Annotated in this window: 16 protein-coding genes and 1 pseudogene; 8 read left to right on the forward strand and 9 right to left on the reverse strand. The window is 68.6% G+C overall.

Annotated features, from left to right (window positions below; translation table 11 throughout):
* The first annotated feature begins 58 nt into the window (after window positions 1–58).
* Window positions 59–709: a pyridoxamine 5'-phosphate oxidase family protein gene (locus tag A37U_RS0114865; protein WP_026197240.1), complete on the forward strand. Its 651-nt coding sequence runs from the start codon at window positions 59–61 to the stop codon at window positions 707–709.
* Here A37U_RS0114865 and A37U_RS0114870 read toward each other — a convergent pair.
* The 4 genes from A37U_RS0114870 to A37U_RS0114885 form a co-directional block, all read right to left on the reverse strand.
* Window positions 690–1,160, reverse strand: a complete 471-nt coding sequence (locus A37U_RS0114870; RefSeq protein ID WP_020497436.1) for a cysteine dioxygenase — start codon at window positions 1,158–1,160, stop codon at window positions 690–692. The two genes, A37U_RS0114865 and A37U_RS0114870, sit on opposite strands and share 20 nt — an antisense overlap.
* A gap of 184 nt (window positions 1,161–1,344) precedes the next feature.
* Window positions 1,345–2,427, reverse strand: a complete 1,083-nt coding sequence (locus A37U_RS0114875) for a cystathionine gamma-lyase (protein WP_020497437.1) — start codon at window positions 2,425–2,427, stop codon at window positions 1,345–1,347.
* A 5-nt stretch (window positions 2,428–2,432) separates the two neighbouring features.
* Window positions 2,433–3,434 carry an NAD(P)H-dependent glycerol-3-phosphate dehydrogenase gene (locus tag A37U_RS0114880; RefSeq protein WP_020497438.1) on the reverse strand — a complete coding sequence of 334 codons (1,002 nt, stop codon included), beginning with the start codon at window positions 3,432–3,434 and terminating at the stop codon, window positions 2,433–2,435.
* Entirely contained in the window at window positions 3,427–4,158 is a 732-nt protein-coding gene (locus tag A37U_RS0114885; RefSeq protein ID WP_020497439.1) for a lysophospholipid acyltransferase family protein, read from the reverse strand. The genes A37U_RS0114880 and A37U_RS0114885 overlap by 8 nt, the downstream gene beginning before the upstream one ends.
* Before the next feature lie 69 nt (window positions 4,159–4,227).
* On the opposite strand from A37U_RS0114885, the gene cofC reads away from it, so the two are divergent.
* From cofC to A37U_RS0114900, 3 genes are all read left to right on the forward strand, one after another.
* Complete coding sequence (cofC, locus tag A37U_RS0114890) at window positions 4,228–4,884, forward strand: 2-phospho-L-lactate guanylyltransferase (RefSeq protein ID WP_020497440.1); 657 nt, start codon at window positions 4,228–4,230, stop codon at window positions 4,882–4,884.
* 12 nt (window positions 4,885–4,896) lie between these two features.
* A complete protein-coding gene (locus A37U_RS0114895; RefSeq protein WP_020497441.1) occupies window positions 4,897–7,071 on the forward strand; it encodes an RNA degradosome polyphosphate kinase in 2,175 nt (724 codons plus the stop codon).
* Between the two features lie 70 nt (window positions 7,072–7,141).
* Window positions 7,142–8,053: an NUDIX hydrolase gene (locus A37U_RS0114900; RefSeq protein ID WP_026197241.1), complete on the forward strand. Its 912-nt coding sequence runs from the start codon at window positions 7,142–7,144 to the stop codon at window positions 8,051–8,053.
* Between the two features lie 65 nt (window positions 8,054–8,118).
* Here A37U_RS0114900 and A37U_RS0114905 read toward each other — a convergent pair whose 3' ends face one another.
* From A37U_RS0114905 to leuC, 3 genes are all read right to left on the reverse strand, one after another.
* Window positions 8,119–8,760: an HU family DNA-binding protein gene (locus A37U_RS0114905; RefSeq protein WP_020497443.1), complete on the reverse strand. Its 642-nt coding sequence runs from the start codon at window positions 8,758–8,760 to the stop codon at window positions 8,119–8,121.
* A gap of 231 nt (window positions 8,761–8,991) precedes the next feature.
* Entirely contained in the window at window positions 8,992–9,591 is a 600-nt protein-coding gene (gene leuD / locus A37U_RS0114910; protein ID WP_026197242.1) for a 3-isopropylmalate dehydratase small subunit, read from the reverse strand.
* A 5-nt stretch (window positions 9,592–9,596) separates the two neighbouring features.
* Entirely contained in the window at window positions 9,597–11,027 is a 1,431-nt protein-coding gene (gene leuC, locus A37U_RS0114915; protein ID WP_020497445.1) for a 3-isopropylmalate dehydratase large subunit, read from the reverse strand.
* Between the two features lie 120 nt (window positions 11,028–11,147).
* Here leuC and A37U_RS0114920 point away from each other — a divergent pair, with 120 nt between their 5' ends.
* From A37U_RS0114920 to A37U_RS0114930, 3 genes are all read left to right on the forward strand, one after another.
* Entirely contained in the window at window positions 11,148–11,849 is a 702-nt protein-coding gene (locus A37U_RS0114920; RefSeq protein WP_051111649.1) for an IclR family transcriptional regulator, read from the forward strand.
* Between the two features lie 206 nt (window positions 11,850–12,055).
* A complete protein-coding gene (locus A37U_RS48350; protein ID WP_020497447.1) occupies window positions 12,056–12,556 on the forward strand; it encodes a DUF1707 SHOCT-like domain-containing protein in 501 nt (166 codons plus the stop codon).
* Window positions 12,553–14,565 (forward strand): prolyl oligopeptidase family serine peptidase, encoded by a 2,013-nt coding sequence (locus A37U_RS0114930; protein WP_020497448.1) that lies wholly within the window; start codon window positions 12,553–12,555, stop codon window positions 14,563–14,565. Before A37U_RS48350 ends, A37U_RS0114930 begins: the two co-directional genes overlap by 4 nt.
* Here A37U_RS0114930 and A37U_RS0114935 read toward each other — a convergent pair.
* Complete coding sequence (locus A37U_RS0114935) at window positions 14,547–15,071, reverse strand: DinB family protein (protein ID WP_020497449.1); 525 nt, start codon at window positions 15,069–15,071, stop codon at window positions 14,547–14,549. The two genes, A37U_RS0114930 and A37U_RS0114935, sit on opposite strands and share 19 nt — an antisense overlap.
* Window positions 15,072–15,172: 101 nt before the next feature.
* Between A37U_RS0114935 and A37U_RS53645 the strand changes: the two are divergent.
* Window positions 15,173–15,340 (forward strand): annotated as a pseudogene (locus A37U_RS53645) (HTH domain-containing protein); the annotation flags it as partial.
* A 215-nt stretch (window positions 15,341–15,555) separates the two neighbouring features.
* On the opposite strand, the gene A37U_RS43820 reads toward A37U_RS53645, so the two are convergent.
* Window positions 15,556–16,650, reverse strand: coding sequence for a PLP-dependent transferase (locus tag A37U_RS43820; protein ID WP_020497451.1), 1,095 nt, complete (start codon window positions 16,648–16,650; stop codon window positions 15,556–15,558).
* Window positions 16,651–16,721 lie beyond the last annotated feature (71 nt).

The following is a 16,721-nucleotide window of genomic DNA, read 5'->3' on the forward strand; positions in this document are numbered from 1 at the left end:
GGAGTTTCGGTACAGGTGGCCATTCCAGAATGCCACTTTTCTCGGCGAGGGTGGCGGTATGACCCTCTCCCCGACTGATCGCTCCACTATCCGGCGCGCCAAGGAGCGAGCCGCAAGCAACCGCTCGGCGCTCTACGAGGTGCTGGACCGCAATCTGGTCTGCCATCTCGGAGTCATCGTGGACGGGGCACCGCGTGTGCTGCCGACCGGGTACGCACGCGCGGGCGACACCCTCTTCATCCACGGTTCCTCGGGAGCACGCAGCCTGCGCACCGACGACCAGGTCTGCGTGACCGTCACCGAACTGAACGGCATCGTCTACGCCCGCTCGGTGTTCCACTTCTCGGTCAACTACGCGTCCGCGGTCATCCACGGTGTACCGGAAACCCTTGCCGGGCAACGGAAACTCGACGCGCTGCGGGTGATCACCGAGCATCTGGCGCCCGGTTCCTGGGAACACGCGCGGCGCCCGGACAAGAAAGAACTCGCGCAGACCACCGTGCTCGCCCTTTCCCTCGAAGAGGCCGCGGTGAAGATCCGCACCGGGGACCCCAAGGACGAGGACTCCGATCTCGAACTGCCCACCTGGGCGGGTGTGCTGCCGATCGAGCAGGCATTCGCCGCACCTCTGCCCTCGGCCGACCTGAACACGGGCATCCCGATACCCGGGCACGTCACGGCACGGACGGCTACGACTCCAGCGAGGTGAGCCCGCCGACCGGGTCGAAGCGGTATTCGCGCATCGGGACCCGGCTCGGCCGGTACACGTGAATGGTGACCGCGGGATCCACGCCCGCGTTGTGCACCTGGTGCACGTAGTCGATGCCGAACACCCGGGACTGGCCCGCGGCGACCTCGTGCAGCACCTCGGTCCCGCCGCGGATCACCCGCTCGCTCACGGTCCCGGTGACCACGGTGAACGCGCCCTCGGCGCCACCGTGATCGTGCAGGCCGGTGGTCTGGCCGGGCAGCCAGGACAGCAGCCACACCTCGAACAGTTCGTCGGCGGTGATCAGCGCGGCGTACCGATCGTCCGGGTCGTAGCGCAGCAGGTGTGCCCACCGGTCCCGGTCACGGGCGTACTCGGCGGCGATCCGCGCCGGATGGGCGGCGGAGACGGCAGGGCGCAGGGCAATGGTGTTCTCGGGAACGGCGAACATCGCTGGGATTACCTCGGAAGATGCTGGATGTGAACAGGACTGTGCCGGTAGTAGAAGGCAGGCGGGAAGGTTCACCCAGCAAGACACAGCGCGCTGGCACACCGGCGCAGGTCGAGCAGACCCCGCCTCGTGCTGCTGGCGCGCGTGTTCATGGCACCCACCATGGCGGCCCCGCCACCCAGGGTCAACTCCGTCCCACTCCGTGAACAACATCCGCGACCAGGTCCGCGGTGTTCTCGATACCGCAGGAGAACCGCACGAAGCCTTCGGGAACGGGGTCCCCGAACCGGGCGCGACGGTCGGCACTGCTGTGCACCCCACCGAAACTGGTGGCATCGGCGACCAGGGTGGTGCGCTCCAGGAACCGGGTGAACGCGGCCTCGGACTCCAGCTCGAAACACAGCACCCCGTTGTAACGGCACATCTGCCGCTCGGCCACCGCATGCGCTGGATCCCAGTCCGCTCCCGGCCAGCGCACTCCGGGAACCCCGAGTTCGCGCAGTGCCTCGGCGAGCGAAGCGGCGTTCTCCGCCTGCCGCTGCAACCGCAGGTCGAGGGTCTGCAGCCCGCGGTGCACCATCCACACCTCGAAGGATCCCGGGGTGGCACCCGCTCCTCTGCGCGCGGTGCGCAGCTGCTGGGCCAGTTCCTCCGAGACACAGGAAACATGGCCGAGCACCACATCGGAATGCCCGGCGACGGCCTTGGTGTCACTGGCGAGGCACACATCCGCACCGAGTTCGAGCGGGCGCTGGCCGAGCGGGGTTGCCGTGGTGTTGTCCACCGCGAGCAGCCCGCCGCGCGCGTGCACCGCCTCGGCGATCCGCGCGATATCGGCCGTATCCAGTCCCGGATTGGCCGGGGTTTCGAGCAGCACCAGCGCGGCACCGTCCACCGATTCCGCGTCGATCTCCGCGGTCGGCACCTCGCGCACCAGCACCCCGAACCGGCCGAGTTCCGTGCGCACGTAGTCGCGGGCGAGGTAGTAGCCATCGCTGGGCAGCACGACGAGATCGCCCGCCGAGACCACGGTGCGCACCAGGGTGGCGATCGCGGCCATCCCGGAGGCGAAGCTCACGCAGTGCCCGCCGTCCAGCTCGCCGAGCGCGGATTCCAGTGCCCGCCAGCTCGGGTTCGAGGCTCCGCCGTAGTAGTCCGCCCCGCCGAGGTGGAAGGCCGAGCCGAAAACCGGGCTGGGCACGAAGGTCCCGCCGGGTGCCACTTCGAGTCCCGCGTGGGCGCAGCGGGTGCCGTCACCGTGTTCCATGATCCTCAATCCCGTTCCGGTTTCGCTTCGCGGCCGAGCAGTTCGGCGACCATCGCGCGGGGCGCCGCGCCCTCGTGGCAAACCCGGTGCACCACATCGGCGATCGGCATGTCGACCCGCGAGCGCCTGCCGAGCTCGCGCGCCGAGGAACACGACTTCACGCCCTCCGCGACCTGTCCGTGCGCCGCCTTCTGCGCCATGGCCACGGTTTCCCCGGCGGCGAGGCGGGTGCCGAAGGTCCGGTTGCGGGACAGCGGGGAGGAGCAGGTCGCCACCAGATCACCGAGCCCGGCGAGACCGGAGAGCGTCATCGGGTCCGCGCCGAGTGCCACGGCGAGCCGGGTGATCTCGGCCAGCCCGCGGGTGACCAGGGTGGCCGTGGTGTTCGCGCCGAAACCGAGCCCGGTGGCGATCCCGCAGGCGAGTGCGATCACGTTCTTGCACGCGCCGCCGATCTCGCAGCCGACGACATCCTGATTGGTGTACGGGCGGAAGTAGGCGGTCTTGCTGAGTTCCTGCAACCGCACCGCGCGGGCGTGCTCGCGGGCGCCGTAGACGACCGCGGTCGGCTGCTCGGCGGCGACCTCGCGGGCCAGGTTGGGACCGGAGACCGCGATGATCCGTCCGGGTTCGATCGCGCCCGCGTCCGCGATCACCTCGCTGCACCGTTGCAGGGTGCCGAGCTCGATTCCCTTGGCCAGGCTGACGATGCTCACATCCGGGGGCAGCAATCCGCGCCACGCGGCGAGGTTCTCCCGCAGTGACTGGCTCGGCACCGCGAGCACCACGAGCTCCGCGCCGTCCAGTGCGGCATCCGGTTCGGTCACCGCGCGCATCCGGGGCAGCGTGATGTCGGGCAGATAACCGGGATTGCTGCCCGCGCCGAGGGCCTCGGCGATCTCGGTGCGCCTGGCGAGCACGGTGACCTCGTTACCCGCATCGGCGAGCACCTTGGCATAGGCGGTCCCCCAGGAGCCCGCGCCGAGCACGGTGATCCGGCTAGGCATCCGGGTTGGCCTTGTTCTTCGCCTTGTTCTTCTCCTTGCGCGGGTTGTAGAACTCCTCCGGAGGGGTTTCCCCGCGCAGGTCGCCGACCAGGTCCCGCACCGCGCGCATGGCGATATCGGTCACCGCGAGCAGATTGCGCCCGCTCACCCCGGCCGCGCGCTCGGCGGACAGGTCGAGCGGATCACCGAACTTGACGCTGACCTTGGACCTGGGCAATGGGCTGAACCGCTTCTCGTAGAGGTTCATGATCGACAGGGTTCCCCAGCGCGCGGCGGGGATCACCGGAACATCGGTGTCCAGCGCGAGCCGCGCGACCCCGCTGCGCGAGATCATCGGCCAGCCGAGCGGATCCTTGGTGCAGGTGCCCTCCGGGTAGATGATCACCAATGCGCCGTCGGCGAGCATGGACCGCGCCTCGGCGAGGCTGTCCACCGCCTTGTCGGTGCCGCGGTAGACCGGGATCTGCCCGGTGCCGTACAGCACCTGTTTCGCGAGTGGTTTCTCGAACAGCGAATGCTTCGCGAGGAAATGCGGCCGCCTGCCGAGTTTATCGACGATCACCGAATCGTAGAGCGGATCGATGTGCGTGATGTGGTTCAGCACCAGGATCGCCCCACCGGTACGCGGCAGCTTCTCGCCGTCGATCATCTCGGTCTTCGCCAAACCCGTCGTGACCGGGTAGAACACCGACCTGGCCAGGTTGAGCCACAGGGGGTTGACCATGCCACTCCTTCACGCTCGGGAACCACTCTCGGGAACCAGTGCAGAGTAACGCGCTCTATCATCGACCACGTGGGAGTCTCCTATCCGAGCGGTGTCGACCTCGTCCTGGCGATCAAGAACCTGGACCGCGCCAAGACCCGGCTGCGCGGGGTGAGCTGCGACCACGAGGCGCTCGCGCTCGCCATCGGCACCGACACCATGGAGACCGCGGCCACGACCGAGAGCGTGCGTCGTGTGCTCGTGGTCTCGTCGGACGAGGCCGTGCGCGCGGGCGCGAACGAACTCGGCATCGAGGTGGTTCCCGATCCCGGCGCCGGGCTCAACGCCGCGCTGCGCCATGGTTTCGCCGTGCTGCGCGGGCGCGACGTTCATTCGGTCATCGGTGCGCTGCAGTCGGATCTGCCCGCGTTGCGCGGCACCGAGCTCAGTGCGGCGATCACCGAGGCCGCCGGGCAGCGAGCGTTCTGCGCGGACCGGCACGGCACCGGGACCGCACTGCTGCTCAGCACGGCGGGCGGCGTGCTCGATCCACGGTTCGGCGAGGGTTCCGCCGCCGCGCACGAGGAGACCGGTGCCCGCCCGCTGCGCGCCGCACTGCCCGGGCTGCGTACCGATGTGGACACCGCGGCGGATCTGGAACTGGCCCGCGGGCTCGGGGTGGGTAAACGGACCGCGGCGGCACTCTTCACCGAATCGTCGTGCGGTGGCCAACTCGACATATCCTGATCATCGGCGACAATGCACGGTGTGAGCACTGAGCAGCGTGAAGAAACCCAGCCACCGGTCGAGGAGGTGCCGAGGCAGCTCCCCGCCGCCCCGCCCGCGTCCACCGAGGATGTGGAACCGGTCGACATCGATCTGCCCGAGGACCGGTATATCAACCGGGAGCTTTCCTGGCTCGACTTCAACACGCGCATTCTCGCCCTCGCCGAGGACGAGTCGCTCCCGCTGCTCGAGCGGGTCAAGTTCCTGGCGATCTTCGCCTCGAATCTGGACGAGTTCTACATGGTGCGGGTCGCCGGGCTGAAACGCCGCGATGAGACCGGCCTCTCGGTGCGCAGCGCGGACGGGCTCACGCCGCGCGAACAACTCGGCTACATCGCCAAGCGCACCCAGGAACTGACCGAGCAGACATCCACCGCCTTCCTGGACCACATTCTGCCGGCGCTCGAACCGAACGGCATCCACCTGGTGCGCTGGCACGAACTGGACGCGGACGCCCAGTCCCGCCAGTCCCGGTACTTCCGCGACCACATTTTCCCCGTGCTCACCCCGCTCGCGGTGGACCCGGCGCACCCCTTCCCGTACATTTCCGGGCTCTCCCTCAACCTCGCGGTCACCGTGCGCGATCCGAAGGAGGGCACCGAACGCTTCGCGCGGGTGAAGATCCCGAACAACGTACCGCGATTACTGGATGTGAGTGAGGATCCCGGCGCCCGGCCGGCCGTTTTCCTTCCACTCGAGGAACTCGTCGCCGCGCATCTGGGCGAACTGTTCACCGGGATGGAGGTCATCGAGGCCCGCGCGTTCCGGGTCACCCGCAACGCGGACTTCGAGGTGGAAGAGGACCGCGACGAAGACCTGTTGCAGGCCATGGAACGCGAACTCGCGCAGCGCCGGTTCGGTCCCCCGGTCCGGCTCGAGGTCGCCGAGGACATGAGCGAGCACATGCTCGAACTGCTGCAGCGCGAGATGGAGGTCGATCCGCGCGATGTGGTCGAGGTGCGCGGGCTGCTCGATCTCTCCTTCCTGTGGCAGATCTACGGCGTGGACCGCAGGGATCTGAAGAGCCGCTCCTTCGTTCCCGCGACCCATCCGGCCTTCGGCGAGCGGGAAACCCCGAAAAGCGTGTTCCACACCCTGCGCGAGGGCGATGTGCTCGTGCACCATCCCTTCGATTCCTTCTCCACGAGCGTGCAGCGGTTCATCGAACAGGCCGCGCACGATCCGAAGGTGCTGGCGATCAAGCAGACGCTGTACCGCACCTCCGGTGACTCGCCCATCGTGGACGCGCTCACCACCGCTGCCGAGGAAGGCAAACAGGTCGTCGCGCTCGTGGAGATCAAGGCCCGCTTCGACGAGCAGGCCAACATCGGCTGGGCCCGCACCCTGGAGCGCAGCGGGGTGCACGTGGTGTACGGGCTCGTCGGCCTGAAGACGCACTGCAAGATCGCCCTCGTGGTGCGCCAGGAGGGCTCCACGATCCGCCGTTACTGTCATATCGGCACCGGGAACTACAATCCGAAGACCGCGCGCACCTACGAGGATCTGGGACTGCTCACCGCCGAACCGGATATCGGCGCGGACCTCACGGATCTGTTCAACGTGCTGACCGGTTACTCGAACCAGGCAAGCTACCGGCGCATCCTCACCTCCCCGCAGGGCATCCGGCGCGGCATCATCGAACGCATCGACGCGGAGGCGGCCCGCGCGCTCACCGGGAAACCTTCCGGCATCCGGATCAAGGTGAACTCGCTCGTGGACGAGCAGGTGATCGACGCGCTCTATCGCGCGGCACAGGCGGGCGTCGTGGTGGATGTGGTGGTGCGCGGTATCTGCTGCCTCAAGCCGGGCAAGCCGGGACTCTCCGAACGCATCCACGTACGCTCGATCCTGGGCAGTTTCCTCGAGCACTCACGGGTGTTCCACTTCCTCGGCGCCGACGAGTACTGGATCGGCAGCGCGGACATGATGCACCGCAACCTGGACCGCCGCGTCGAAGTGCTCGTCGCGGTCACCGATCATCGGCTCACCGCGCAGCTCGGGGATGTCTTCGATTCCTGCCTGGATCCGAGAACCCGCTGCTGGGTACTGGACGCGAGCGGGGAATGGTCCGCCTCCCCCGCCGACGGTTCGAATGTGCGCGATCACCAGGTCGCGATGATGCGCAGGCACGGCGAGGAGGGATCGTGAGCGAGCTTGCGAGCGAGCCAGAAGACACAGCAGCGTCGGGCACGATGACGACGAGCGCCGGCGAGGAGGGATCGTGAGCGAGGTACAGGCCGCCGGGGTCGCGCTCTGGCGAGAGAACGGCCAGGGGCGGCAGTTCGCGATCGTGCACCGGCCACACCGGTCCGATTGGTCGCTGCCGAAGGGAAAACTCGACCGGGGTGAGACGCACGCGGTCGCCGCGGTGCGCGAGACCCGGGAGGAAACCGGTTACTCCTGCGCGCTCGGCGCCGGTCTCGGGGAGATCCGCTATCCACTGCCGGACAACGGCAGCACGAAGAGTGTGCACTACTACACCGCCCGGGTGACCGGGGGCGAGTTCACGGCCAACGACGAGGTGGACGAGCTGCGCTGGTGCGATCTGGCGCAGGCACGCGAGTTGCTGAGCTACCCGCACGATGCCGGGGTGCTCGAACGCGCGGCCGCGCTCGGCACCGGCAGCGCGACCGTGCTCCTGGTGCGGCACGCGAAAGCGGGCAGCAGGGCGGACTGGGGCGGCCCGGACACCGAGCGCCCGCTCGCGGATGCCGGGCTGCGCCAGGCGGAGGCGCTGCGCGGGCTGCTCGCCCTGTGGAGCCCGGAGCGGGTGTACTCCGCGCCACGGCTGCGCTGTGTCGACACGATCGCCCCGCTCGCGCGGGATCTGGGCGCGGACATCGGTGCGGAACCGCTGCTTTCCGAGGAAGGATACTGGCCGGATCGCGCGGCCGGAACGCGGCGGCTGCTGGAGATCGCCGGAACCGCGGCGGTAACCGCGATCTGCAGTCAGGGCGGAGTCATCCCGGATGTGGTCGAGCGCCTGATGGACGCGGCCGGTACTCCGGTCACCGGGCAGGTGCGCAGCAAAAAGGGCAGTGTCTGGGTGCTGACCTTGCGGCGCTCGGAGAACGGGCTATCGCTCGAAGCTGCCGACTATTACCCGAGTGCATTACCCAAACCGGCATAAACAAACGACACAGCAAAGTGCCCCTCGGCGATGCCGAGGGGCACTTTGGTCAGCTGCGAAGAAGGTTACTTCTTGGCCCTGCTGCGGGTCGTGGTCGCCTTCTTCGGGGCCGCCTTGGCCGTGGTGGTCTTCTTGGCCGTGGCCTTCGGAGCCGCCTTGGCCGTGGTGGCCTTCTTGGCCGCGGTCTTCGGAGCCGCCTTGGCCGTGGTGGCCTTCTTCGCGGCGGTCTTCGGCGCGGCCTTGGCTGCGGTCTTCGGTGCGGCCTTGGTCGCGGTCTTGGCCGTCGACTTGGTGGCGGTCTTGGTGGTCGCAGCGCGCCGGGTGCCGGTGGCCGGCTTGGCGGCGGTGCTGCGGGTGGTGGTCGGGCGAGTGGTGGCGCGAGCGGTCGTCGTGCGCGAACCGCTCTTGGCGGCGGTGGCGCGCGGGAGCTTCTTGGCCCCGCTGATGACTTCCTTGAAGTTCGTGCCCGCGCGGAAGGCGGGAACGTTCGTCTTCTTCACCTTCACCGGATCGCCGGTGCGCGGGTTGCGAGCGGTCCGAGCGGCGCGGGCACGCTTCTCGAACACACCGAACCCGGTGATGTTCACCTTGTCACCCTTGTTGACGGTACGAACGATGACATCGACCATGCCATCGACCGCTGCCGTCGCGGTTTTCTTGTCGCCGAGGCGATCTGTGAGCTCTTCGATGAGCTGGGCCTTATTCACCGTGGTCCCTCCAGAGACTACGAAAACGGCCCGGTCGGGCCGACTTGATTGCACACGGTAAAGGCTCAGAGGAGATTTTTCCAAGCGCCACGCCCTATTTTTTTGCGCAGAACACACACATCCACCCGGTCGCGGGATAAATGTGCAGGTGAGCGCCTTGCGGGCGGTGAAGTAAATGTGACCCGACACGACACGGGATCCCCGCCGTAGCAAGGGATCCCGTAACCGCCGTTAGGCCGGAAGGGGTGTCGTGACTGGTTTCCAGGGTTCGCGCGCGGCTTCGAAAGCGTCGATCTCGGCCGCCGAGCGCATCGTCAGCCCGATGTCGTCGAGGCCCTCGAGCAGCCGCCAGCGGGTGTACTCGTCGATCTCGAACCGCGCCTGGAAGTCCTTGGCGCGAACGGTCTTCTGCTCGAGGTCCACGGTCACCTCGGTGCCCGGTTCGGTCTCCAGCAGCTTCCACAACTGCTCCACATCGGACTGTTCGCACAGCGCGGCGAGCAGGCCCTGCTTACCCGCGTTGCCCCGGAAGATGTCCCCGAAGCGGGCCGAGATCACCACGCGGAAGCCGTAGTCCAGCAGCGCCCAGACCGCGTGTTCCCGCGAGGATCCGGTGCCGAAGTCCGGTCCGGCGACGAGCACGCTGCCCTTGTCGAAGGGCGCCTGGTTCAGCACGAAGTGCTCATCGGAGCGCCACGCGGAGAACAGCCCGTCCTCGAAGCCGCTCCGGGTTACCCGCTTGAGGTAAACGGCCGGGATGATCTGATCGGTATCCACGTTGGAGCCGCGCAGCGGGACTCCGATCCCGGTGTAGTTCGTGAACGGTTCCATCGTCGTCACACCTCCACGTATTCGGCCGCGTCCGCGGTCAGGTCCGATGGCGCGGACAGCTTGCCGCGCACCGCGGTCGCCGCGGCGACCGTGGGCGAGACCAGATGGGTCCGCCCACCCTTTCCTTGCCTTCCCTCGAAGTTCCGGTTCGAGGTGGATGCCGAGCGCTCACCGGGGGCGAGCTGATCCGGGTTCATGCCAAGACACATCGAGCAACCCGCCTGGCGCCACTCCGCGCCCGCGGCGAGGAACACCTCGTGCAGCCCCTCGGCCTCGGCCTGCGCGCGCACCCGCATCGAGCCGGGAACCACGAGCATGCGCAGGCTCGGCGCGATCGTGCGCCCGCGCAGCACCTCGGCCGCGGCGCGCAGATCCTCGATCCGGCCGTTGGTGCACGAACCGAGGAATACCGTGTCCACCCCGATCTCGCGCAGCGGGGTGCCCGGAGTCAGGCCCATGTAGGTGATTGCCTTCTCGGCCGCGGCGCGCGCGGTCTCGTCGGCGATCTGCTCGGGATCCGGAACCCGTTCCCCGAGCGGAAGTCCCTGCCCCGGGTTGGTGCCCCAGGTCACGTACGGGCTGAGGGCATCGGCATCGATGTCCACCTCGGTGTCGAAGCTCGCGTCCGCATCGCTGCGCAGTTGCTTCCAGGCATCCACCGCGGCGTCCCATTCGGCGCCCTTCGGGGCGTGCGGCTTGTCCCGCACGTACTCGAAGGTCGTCTCGTCCGGCGCGATCATCCCGGCCCGCGCGCCCGCTTCGATGGACATGTTGCAGATCGTCATCCGCGCTTCCATGGAAAGCGCGCGGATCGCTTCGCCGCGGTACTCGAGGATGTAACCTTGCCCACCCCCGGTGCCGATCTTCGCGATCACCGCGAGGATGATGTCCTTGGCGCTGACGCCCTCGCGCAGCGTGCCGTTCACGTTGATGGCCATGGTCTTGAAGGGGCGCAGCGGAAGCGTCTGGGTGGCGAGCACGTGCTCCACCTCGGATGTGCCGATCCCGAACGCGATCGAGCCGAAGGCGCCGTGCGTCGAGGTGTGCGAATCACCGCACACCACGGTCATTCCGGGCTGGGTGAGGCCGAGCTGCGGGCCGATCACGTGCACGATGCCCTGTTCCGCGTCGCCCATCGGGTGCAGCCGGACACCGAATTCCGCGCAGTTGCGCCGGAGCGTGTCCACCTGGGTGCGCGAGACCTCGTCGGCGATCGGCAGATCGATGCCCTCGGTGGGCACATTGTGGTCCTCGGTGGCGATCGTCAGGTCCGGACGGCGAACCCCGCGCCCCTGCAGCCGCAGCCCGTCGAAGGCCTGCGGGCTGGTGACCTCGTGCACGAGATGGAGGTCGATGTAGAGCAGATCCGGTTCCGCACCGTCTCCCTTCCGGACGACGTGTGCGTCCCACACTTTCTCGGCAAGCGTCTTGCCCATCGCTCCTCCTTGGGTCTTCTGGTGGTCGGAGCGGGTTTCTCAAGACCGAATCCGGTTTGTTCCCTGCTCCCGATCAGTTCTTTCTGGACTTCTCATATCTCGGGACGCTAATATCGAGACGTGGGACAGTCTAGCGGTATCGGAGTTCTGGATAAAGCGGTGGCCGTGCTGGAAGCGGTGGCCAAGGAACCGTGCGGGCTCGCGGAACTGTGCGCGCGCACGGATCTGCCCCGTGCAACGGCGCATCGGCTCGCCGTAGGCCTCGAGGTGCACCGCTTGCTGCGCAGGGGCCCGGACGGGCGCTGGCGTCCCGGTGCCGCGCTCGCCGAACTCGCCGGGGGCGCGACCGATCCACTGCTGGACGCGGCGAACTCGGTGCTGCCCAGGCTGCGCGACATCACCGGGGAAAGTGTTCAGCTCTACCGCAGGGACGGAACACAGCGCATCTGCATCGCCACCGCGGAACCGCCGAGCGGGCTGCGGGACACCGTTCCGGTCGGCACCCGGCTGCCGATGACCGCGGGATCCGGGGCGAAAGTCCTCACCGCGTGGGCGGATCAGGCGACCCAGCGCACGGTCGTGACCGACGCGGTGTTCGGCGAGCGGACCCTGCTCGAGGTGCGCAGGCGTGGCTGGGCGCAGAGTGTCGCCGAACGCGAGCCGGGAGTGGCCAGTGTTTCCGCTCCGGTGCGGGATTCCACCTCCACCGTGATCGCCGCCGTCTCGGTTTCCGGCCCCGTGGAACGCATCGGCCGTCGCCCGGGCGCGCGCTGGGCGCAGGATCTGCTCGCCGCGGCCGACGCGCTGCAGAACCGGCTGTGATTCGGCACCCGTTTTCTCGGCGGCGAAGCCGCTTCCCCCCGGGCAGCTTGCGTGGTGTATCGGACAAACACGAGGAGACGACCCGGAGCGAGGCGGCGCCGGAGGTTCCGCCACCGGACCCGCCAGGCAAGTCCAGTCGGTCATGACCCGCAGGTTCTGCCGTTTGTCATGGGCATAGCGACTCCGATGCGCCTATCATCGAGAGCATGACCGAATCGAGCGGGGACAAGCTGCGGGTGAGCGACACCGAGCGCGAATCGGCCATTTCCGCGCTCGGTGACCACATGGCGGCCGGGCGTATCGACGTCGAGGAGTACGGCCAGCGCTCGGCGCGGGTGACCACGGCACGCACCCGAGGGGATGTGCTGCGCGAGTTCGCCGATCTGCCGGACCCGAAACCGGCCTTCCTGACCGATCCGCTCGGCACCGGAGGTTTCGACGCCGGACGTACCGGCACCCCGGCGCCGGGCCAGCGGCCGAAATCACTGGCCAGGCAGGGCATGGGGCTCCCGGCGATCCTCGGCGTGGCCGCGATCGCGGTGATCGGCCTGACCGTGCTGTCCGTGGTGCTGCACCACGCCGGTTTCCTGTTCATCCTGATCCCGGTGCTGGTGATCGTCAGCAGGGCCCGGCAGGGTTCGAACCGCCCGGATCAGCACCGCAGGCACAACCATCCGCACGGCCGCCACTACGATCGCAACGAGTGACCACCGATCCATATCTGTATCTCGAAGACGTCACCGGAACCGGCGCACTCGACTGGGCCCGGGAACGCAATGCGGAATCCCTTGCCGAGCTGACCGAAGCCGAACGGTATACCAAGACCCGCGCCGCGCTGCTGGACGCGCTGGACACCGATGACCGCATCCCCTACGTCCGGATGCGTGGCGAGTATCTCTACAACTTCTGGCGCGATGCCGAGCACCCGAAGGGGATCTGGCGGCGCACCACGCTCGCCGAGTACCGCGGCGCCGCACCGGACTGGGAAGTGCTCATCGATGTCGACGCGCTCGCCGAGGCCGAGGGCGAGAACTGGGTGTGGGGCGGGGCCACGGTGCGCCGCCCGGCGGACGATCGCTGTCTCGTCGAGCTCTCCAGGGGCGGCGCGGACGCGACGGTGGTGCGCGAGTTCGATCTGCGTACCCGCGAATTCCTCCTGGACGGCTTCGTTCTTCCCGAGGCCAAGCACCGGATCGGCTGGATCGACGCGGAAACCGTCTATCTCGGCACCGATTTCGGGCCGGGTTCGCTGACCGATTCCGGATATCCGCGGATCATGAAGCGCTGGCGGCGCGGCACTCCGCTTGCCGAGGCGAGCACGGTTTTCGAGGGCGAGCAGACCGATGTCGCCGTGTCCGCGGTGCACGATCCCACCCCCGGATTCGAGCGGGACCTGATCGTGCGCAGGGTGGATTTCTTCACCGCGCATCGCCATCTGGTGCTCGACGGCGAACTGGTGGAGCTCGAACTGCCCGGGGACGCGGTCGTTTCGCTGCACCGGGAATGGTTGCTCGTGCACCCGCGCTCGGACTGGGGCGAGTACCCGACCGGCAGCCTGCTCGCGATCCGGCTGAGCGATTTCCTGAGCGGTGCCCGCGAGTTCACCGTGCTGTTCGCCCCGGACGCGCACTCCAGTCTCGAGGACTTCAGCGCGACACGGGATTTCCTGTTGCTGACCGTGCTCACCGATGTGCGCCCGGAGCTGCGCCTGCTGCGGCCATCCGATGGCTGGCGCGCCGAACCGCTCGCCGCGGAGTTCGCCGACCTGGGCAGCGCGGACATCGTTGGCACCGATTCGCTGCACGGTAACGACTACCTCGTGGACGTGTGCGGCTACACCACCCCGTCCACACTGTGGCGCGGAACCGTGGGTGCGGCCCCGGAACCGGTGAAGTCCGCGCCACGCCTGTTCGACGCTGCCGGGGCGGAGATCACCCAGTACTTCGCGACCTCCCCGGACGGGACGCGGATCCCCTACACCGTGGTGCGCCCCGCGAACGCCGACGGTCGCACCCTGCTCACCGGGTACGGCGGCTTCGAGATCTCGCTCACCCCGAACTACAGCGGGATCATCGGGCGTGGCTGGCTGGCCGAAGGCGGTACCTACGTGGTGGCGAACCTGCGCGGCGGCGGGGAATACGGTCCCGCGTGGCACACCGGGGCCAAGGGAGCGCACCGGCATCGGGTGTACGAGGACTTCGCCGCGGTGGCCGGAGACCTCGTGGCGCGCGGGATCACCACCACCGGACAGCTGGGCATCCAGGGCGGCAGCAACGGCGGGCTGCTCATGGGCGTCATGCTCACCAGGTACCCGGAACTGTTCGGCGCGATCGTCTGCCAGGTGCCGCTGCTGGACATGCGCCGGTACCACCTGCTGCTCGCCGGCGCATCCTGGATGGCCGAGTACGGCGATCCCGAGGATCCCGAACAGTGGGCCTGGCTCGCTGACTATTCGCCGTACCAGAACCTCGCCGCGGACGCGGAGTACCCGCCGATCTTCGTGCTCACCTCGACCAGGGACGACCGGGTGCATCCGGGGCACGCGCGCAAGTTCGTCGCCCGGCTGCGCGAGTACGGCCACGATGTGCGCTACTACGAGAACATCGAAGGCGGGCACGGCGGGGCCGCGGACAACGCGCAGTCGGCGACCAAATGGGCGCTGGTGTTCGAGTTCCTGGACCGGACGCTCGAGCGGGGTCAGAACTCGGCCCGGTAGAGATCGCGCAGCAGGCAGATCTCCGCGCCGTGGTGCATGACTTCCCGGTTCAGGTGCAGGATCAGGGTGGCCATCGAACGGTCCGCCCACGGTCCCTCGGCCGCGCCGACGGGACGCTGCAAGGCAGCATCGTCCAGGGAAGCCACGCCCGCGCGCCACACGTCGTGGTACTCACGCAGGGCGGCGAGTCCCTGTTCCGCGGTGATCGGCCAGCCCGCGGTGGTGATGCTCAGCGATCCGTCACCGAAGTGCGCGCTGGCGCGGATCCCGAACACCTGCACCGCGATGTGCGCCAGCCGCCAGGCGATCGTGGTCACCGGCGGCGGTTCCGGGACCGGCCACTGCCAGTCGATCATCGGCGGACCGTCCGGGGTGGCGCGCACCGTCCAGCAGTCCGGAACGGGCTCCCAGAGGTACTCCGCGTCGGTGAGCCCCTCCAGCCGCGGCATCAGGTGATAGTCCCAGTAGAAGTCGAGCTGATCGAGCAGTTCCTCGCGCCACGTCATCGGATGCTCCCATCGGTGTTCCTGCTGCGCCGTCCGGCACTGAATGCGACGCTAACCGGTAGTGGCCGACAAGCATGTGTCGGTCAATCAAAGGAGCGAACATGAGCGATCCGGGGCCGGCCGCGCAACTGCATCAGGTGCTGCCGCTGGTCGAACGCCAGCATGCCCTGATCGAGTACCTCCGGATCCGCGCGCCCAAGACCACCACCGGCAAACGGCTGGCCGAGGAACTCGGGGTCAGCACCCGGACCGTGGAACGGGATGTGCTCGCCCTGCGCGCGGCCGGACTGCCGCTGACCGTGCACAGTGGCCCGGGCGGCGGCTACCGCATCGACGCCCGCGCGCGCCGAGCTCCCCTCCATCCGGTTCTCGCCCGGCGAAGCCTCCGCGCTCCTGGCCGCGCTGGTCGCGGTCGGACCCTTCACATCCGCGACCGCGCAGTCGGCCTTCGCGAAGATCCTCGAAGCCATGGAACCGGACTGAGTTATCCGAGCAGTTCCTGGAAAGCCTGCAGCACAAGGAGCTCTTCGCCTGGGTCTATCGTCTGCGGGTTCAGTGCGATCGCGCCGTCCACGACGAGCACGGCGATGCGCGGATCCCGGTCCCACAGCGCGTCCACGAGCGATTCGGTTCCCCAGCCGGAATCCGGATCGGGGCGCACCATGGCGCGCCCGTGCGGTTGCCCCGCCTCGCTCGGATAGTCGCGCCAGGCGGACATTCCGCGCAGCGCCCCGATCCCGTCCACCCACAGCGCGACGGCTTGTTCGTAGCGGGCCAGCAGCGCGGACTCGTCCTGGCCGAGGGTCCACTGCACGGCGGCGAGCAGGCCGAGCAGTTCCTCCTTGCCCACCTTCATTCCGCGCCCTACCGCATGGTGCGGGGCACCGTGCGCGCGGGCACCCTCGATGATATCGGCGCTGCCCAGCAGCAGCCCGCTGGACTGCGGGCCGCGCAATCCCTTGCCCCCGCTCACGATCACCGCATCGGCACCGAGTTCGGCAGTGAACCGCCACAGCGAGGAGACCGGGGGAATCTGCGCGGCCGCGTCCACGAGTACCGGGACCCCCACCCGGTGCGCGAGTTCGAGGACGAGCGACAGTTCCGGGGCGCCTTCGGCATAGTGTGCCCCGGCGAACCAGAGCACGCAGGCGGTCCCCGGGCCGAGCGCGGCGGCGATTTCCGCCCTGCTCGCGCCGAATTCCACGATCGGCGCGCCGAGCTGGCGGACCGCGTAGTCATAGGGATTGCGATGCCCGGAGAACATGGCCACCGCACCGGCCGGGCGCGGCGGGCCGAACACGGTGATGTCCTTGCTCAGGCAGGCCGCCACGGAGAGCGTGACCGCGGCCGAACCGCCGCTGGTGACGTACCCCGCCGCGTTCCCGGTCAGTTCGGCCAGGTGGGCGCCGACGGCCCGCTGCAGTTCGGGGAGGTCGACGAAATCCGCCGAAGCCTCGCGCATCGCTTCCGCGGCACCGGGAGCCAGCCGGGAACCGCCGAGCACGGTGAGCGTGGCGGCGGCGTTCAGCACCGGGCGCAGGCCGAGTTCGCGATAAGTCTGTGCGGAGTGGTTGGTCATGAGAGGCGGTCCTCCCGAGCATCGCAGCGAGCCCTGGCGAGCGAGGAGCGGAGGGAGGGGGCGCATCGGGA

The sequence above is a fragment of the Sciscionella marina DSM 45152 genome, assembly GCF_000379465.1.
GTDB lineage: Bacteria > Actinomycetota > Actinomycetes > Mycobacteriales > Pseudonocardiaceae > Sciscionella > Sciscionella marina.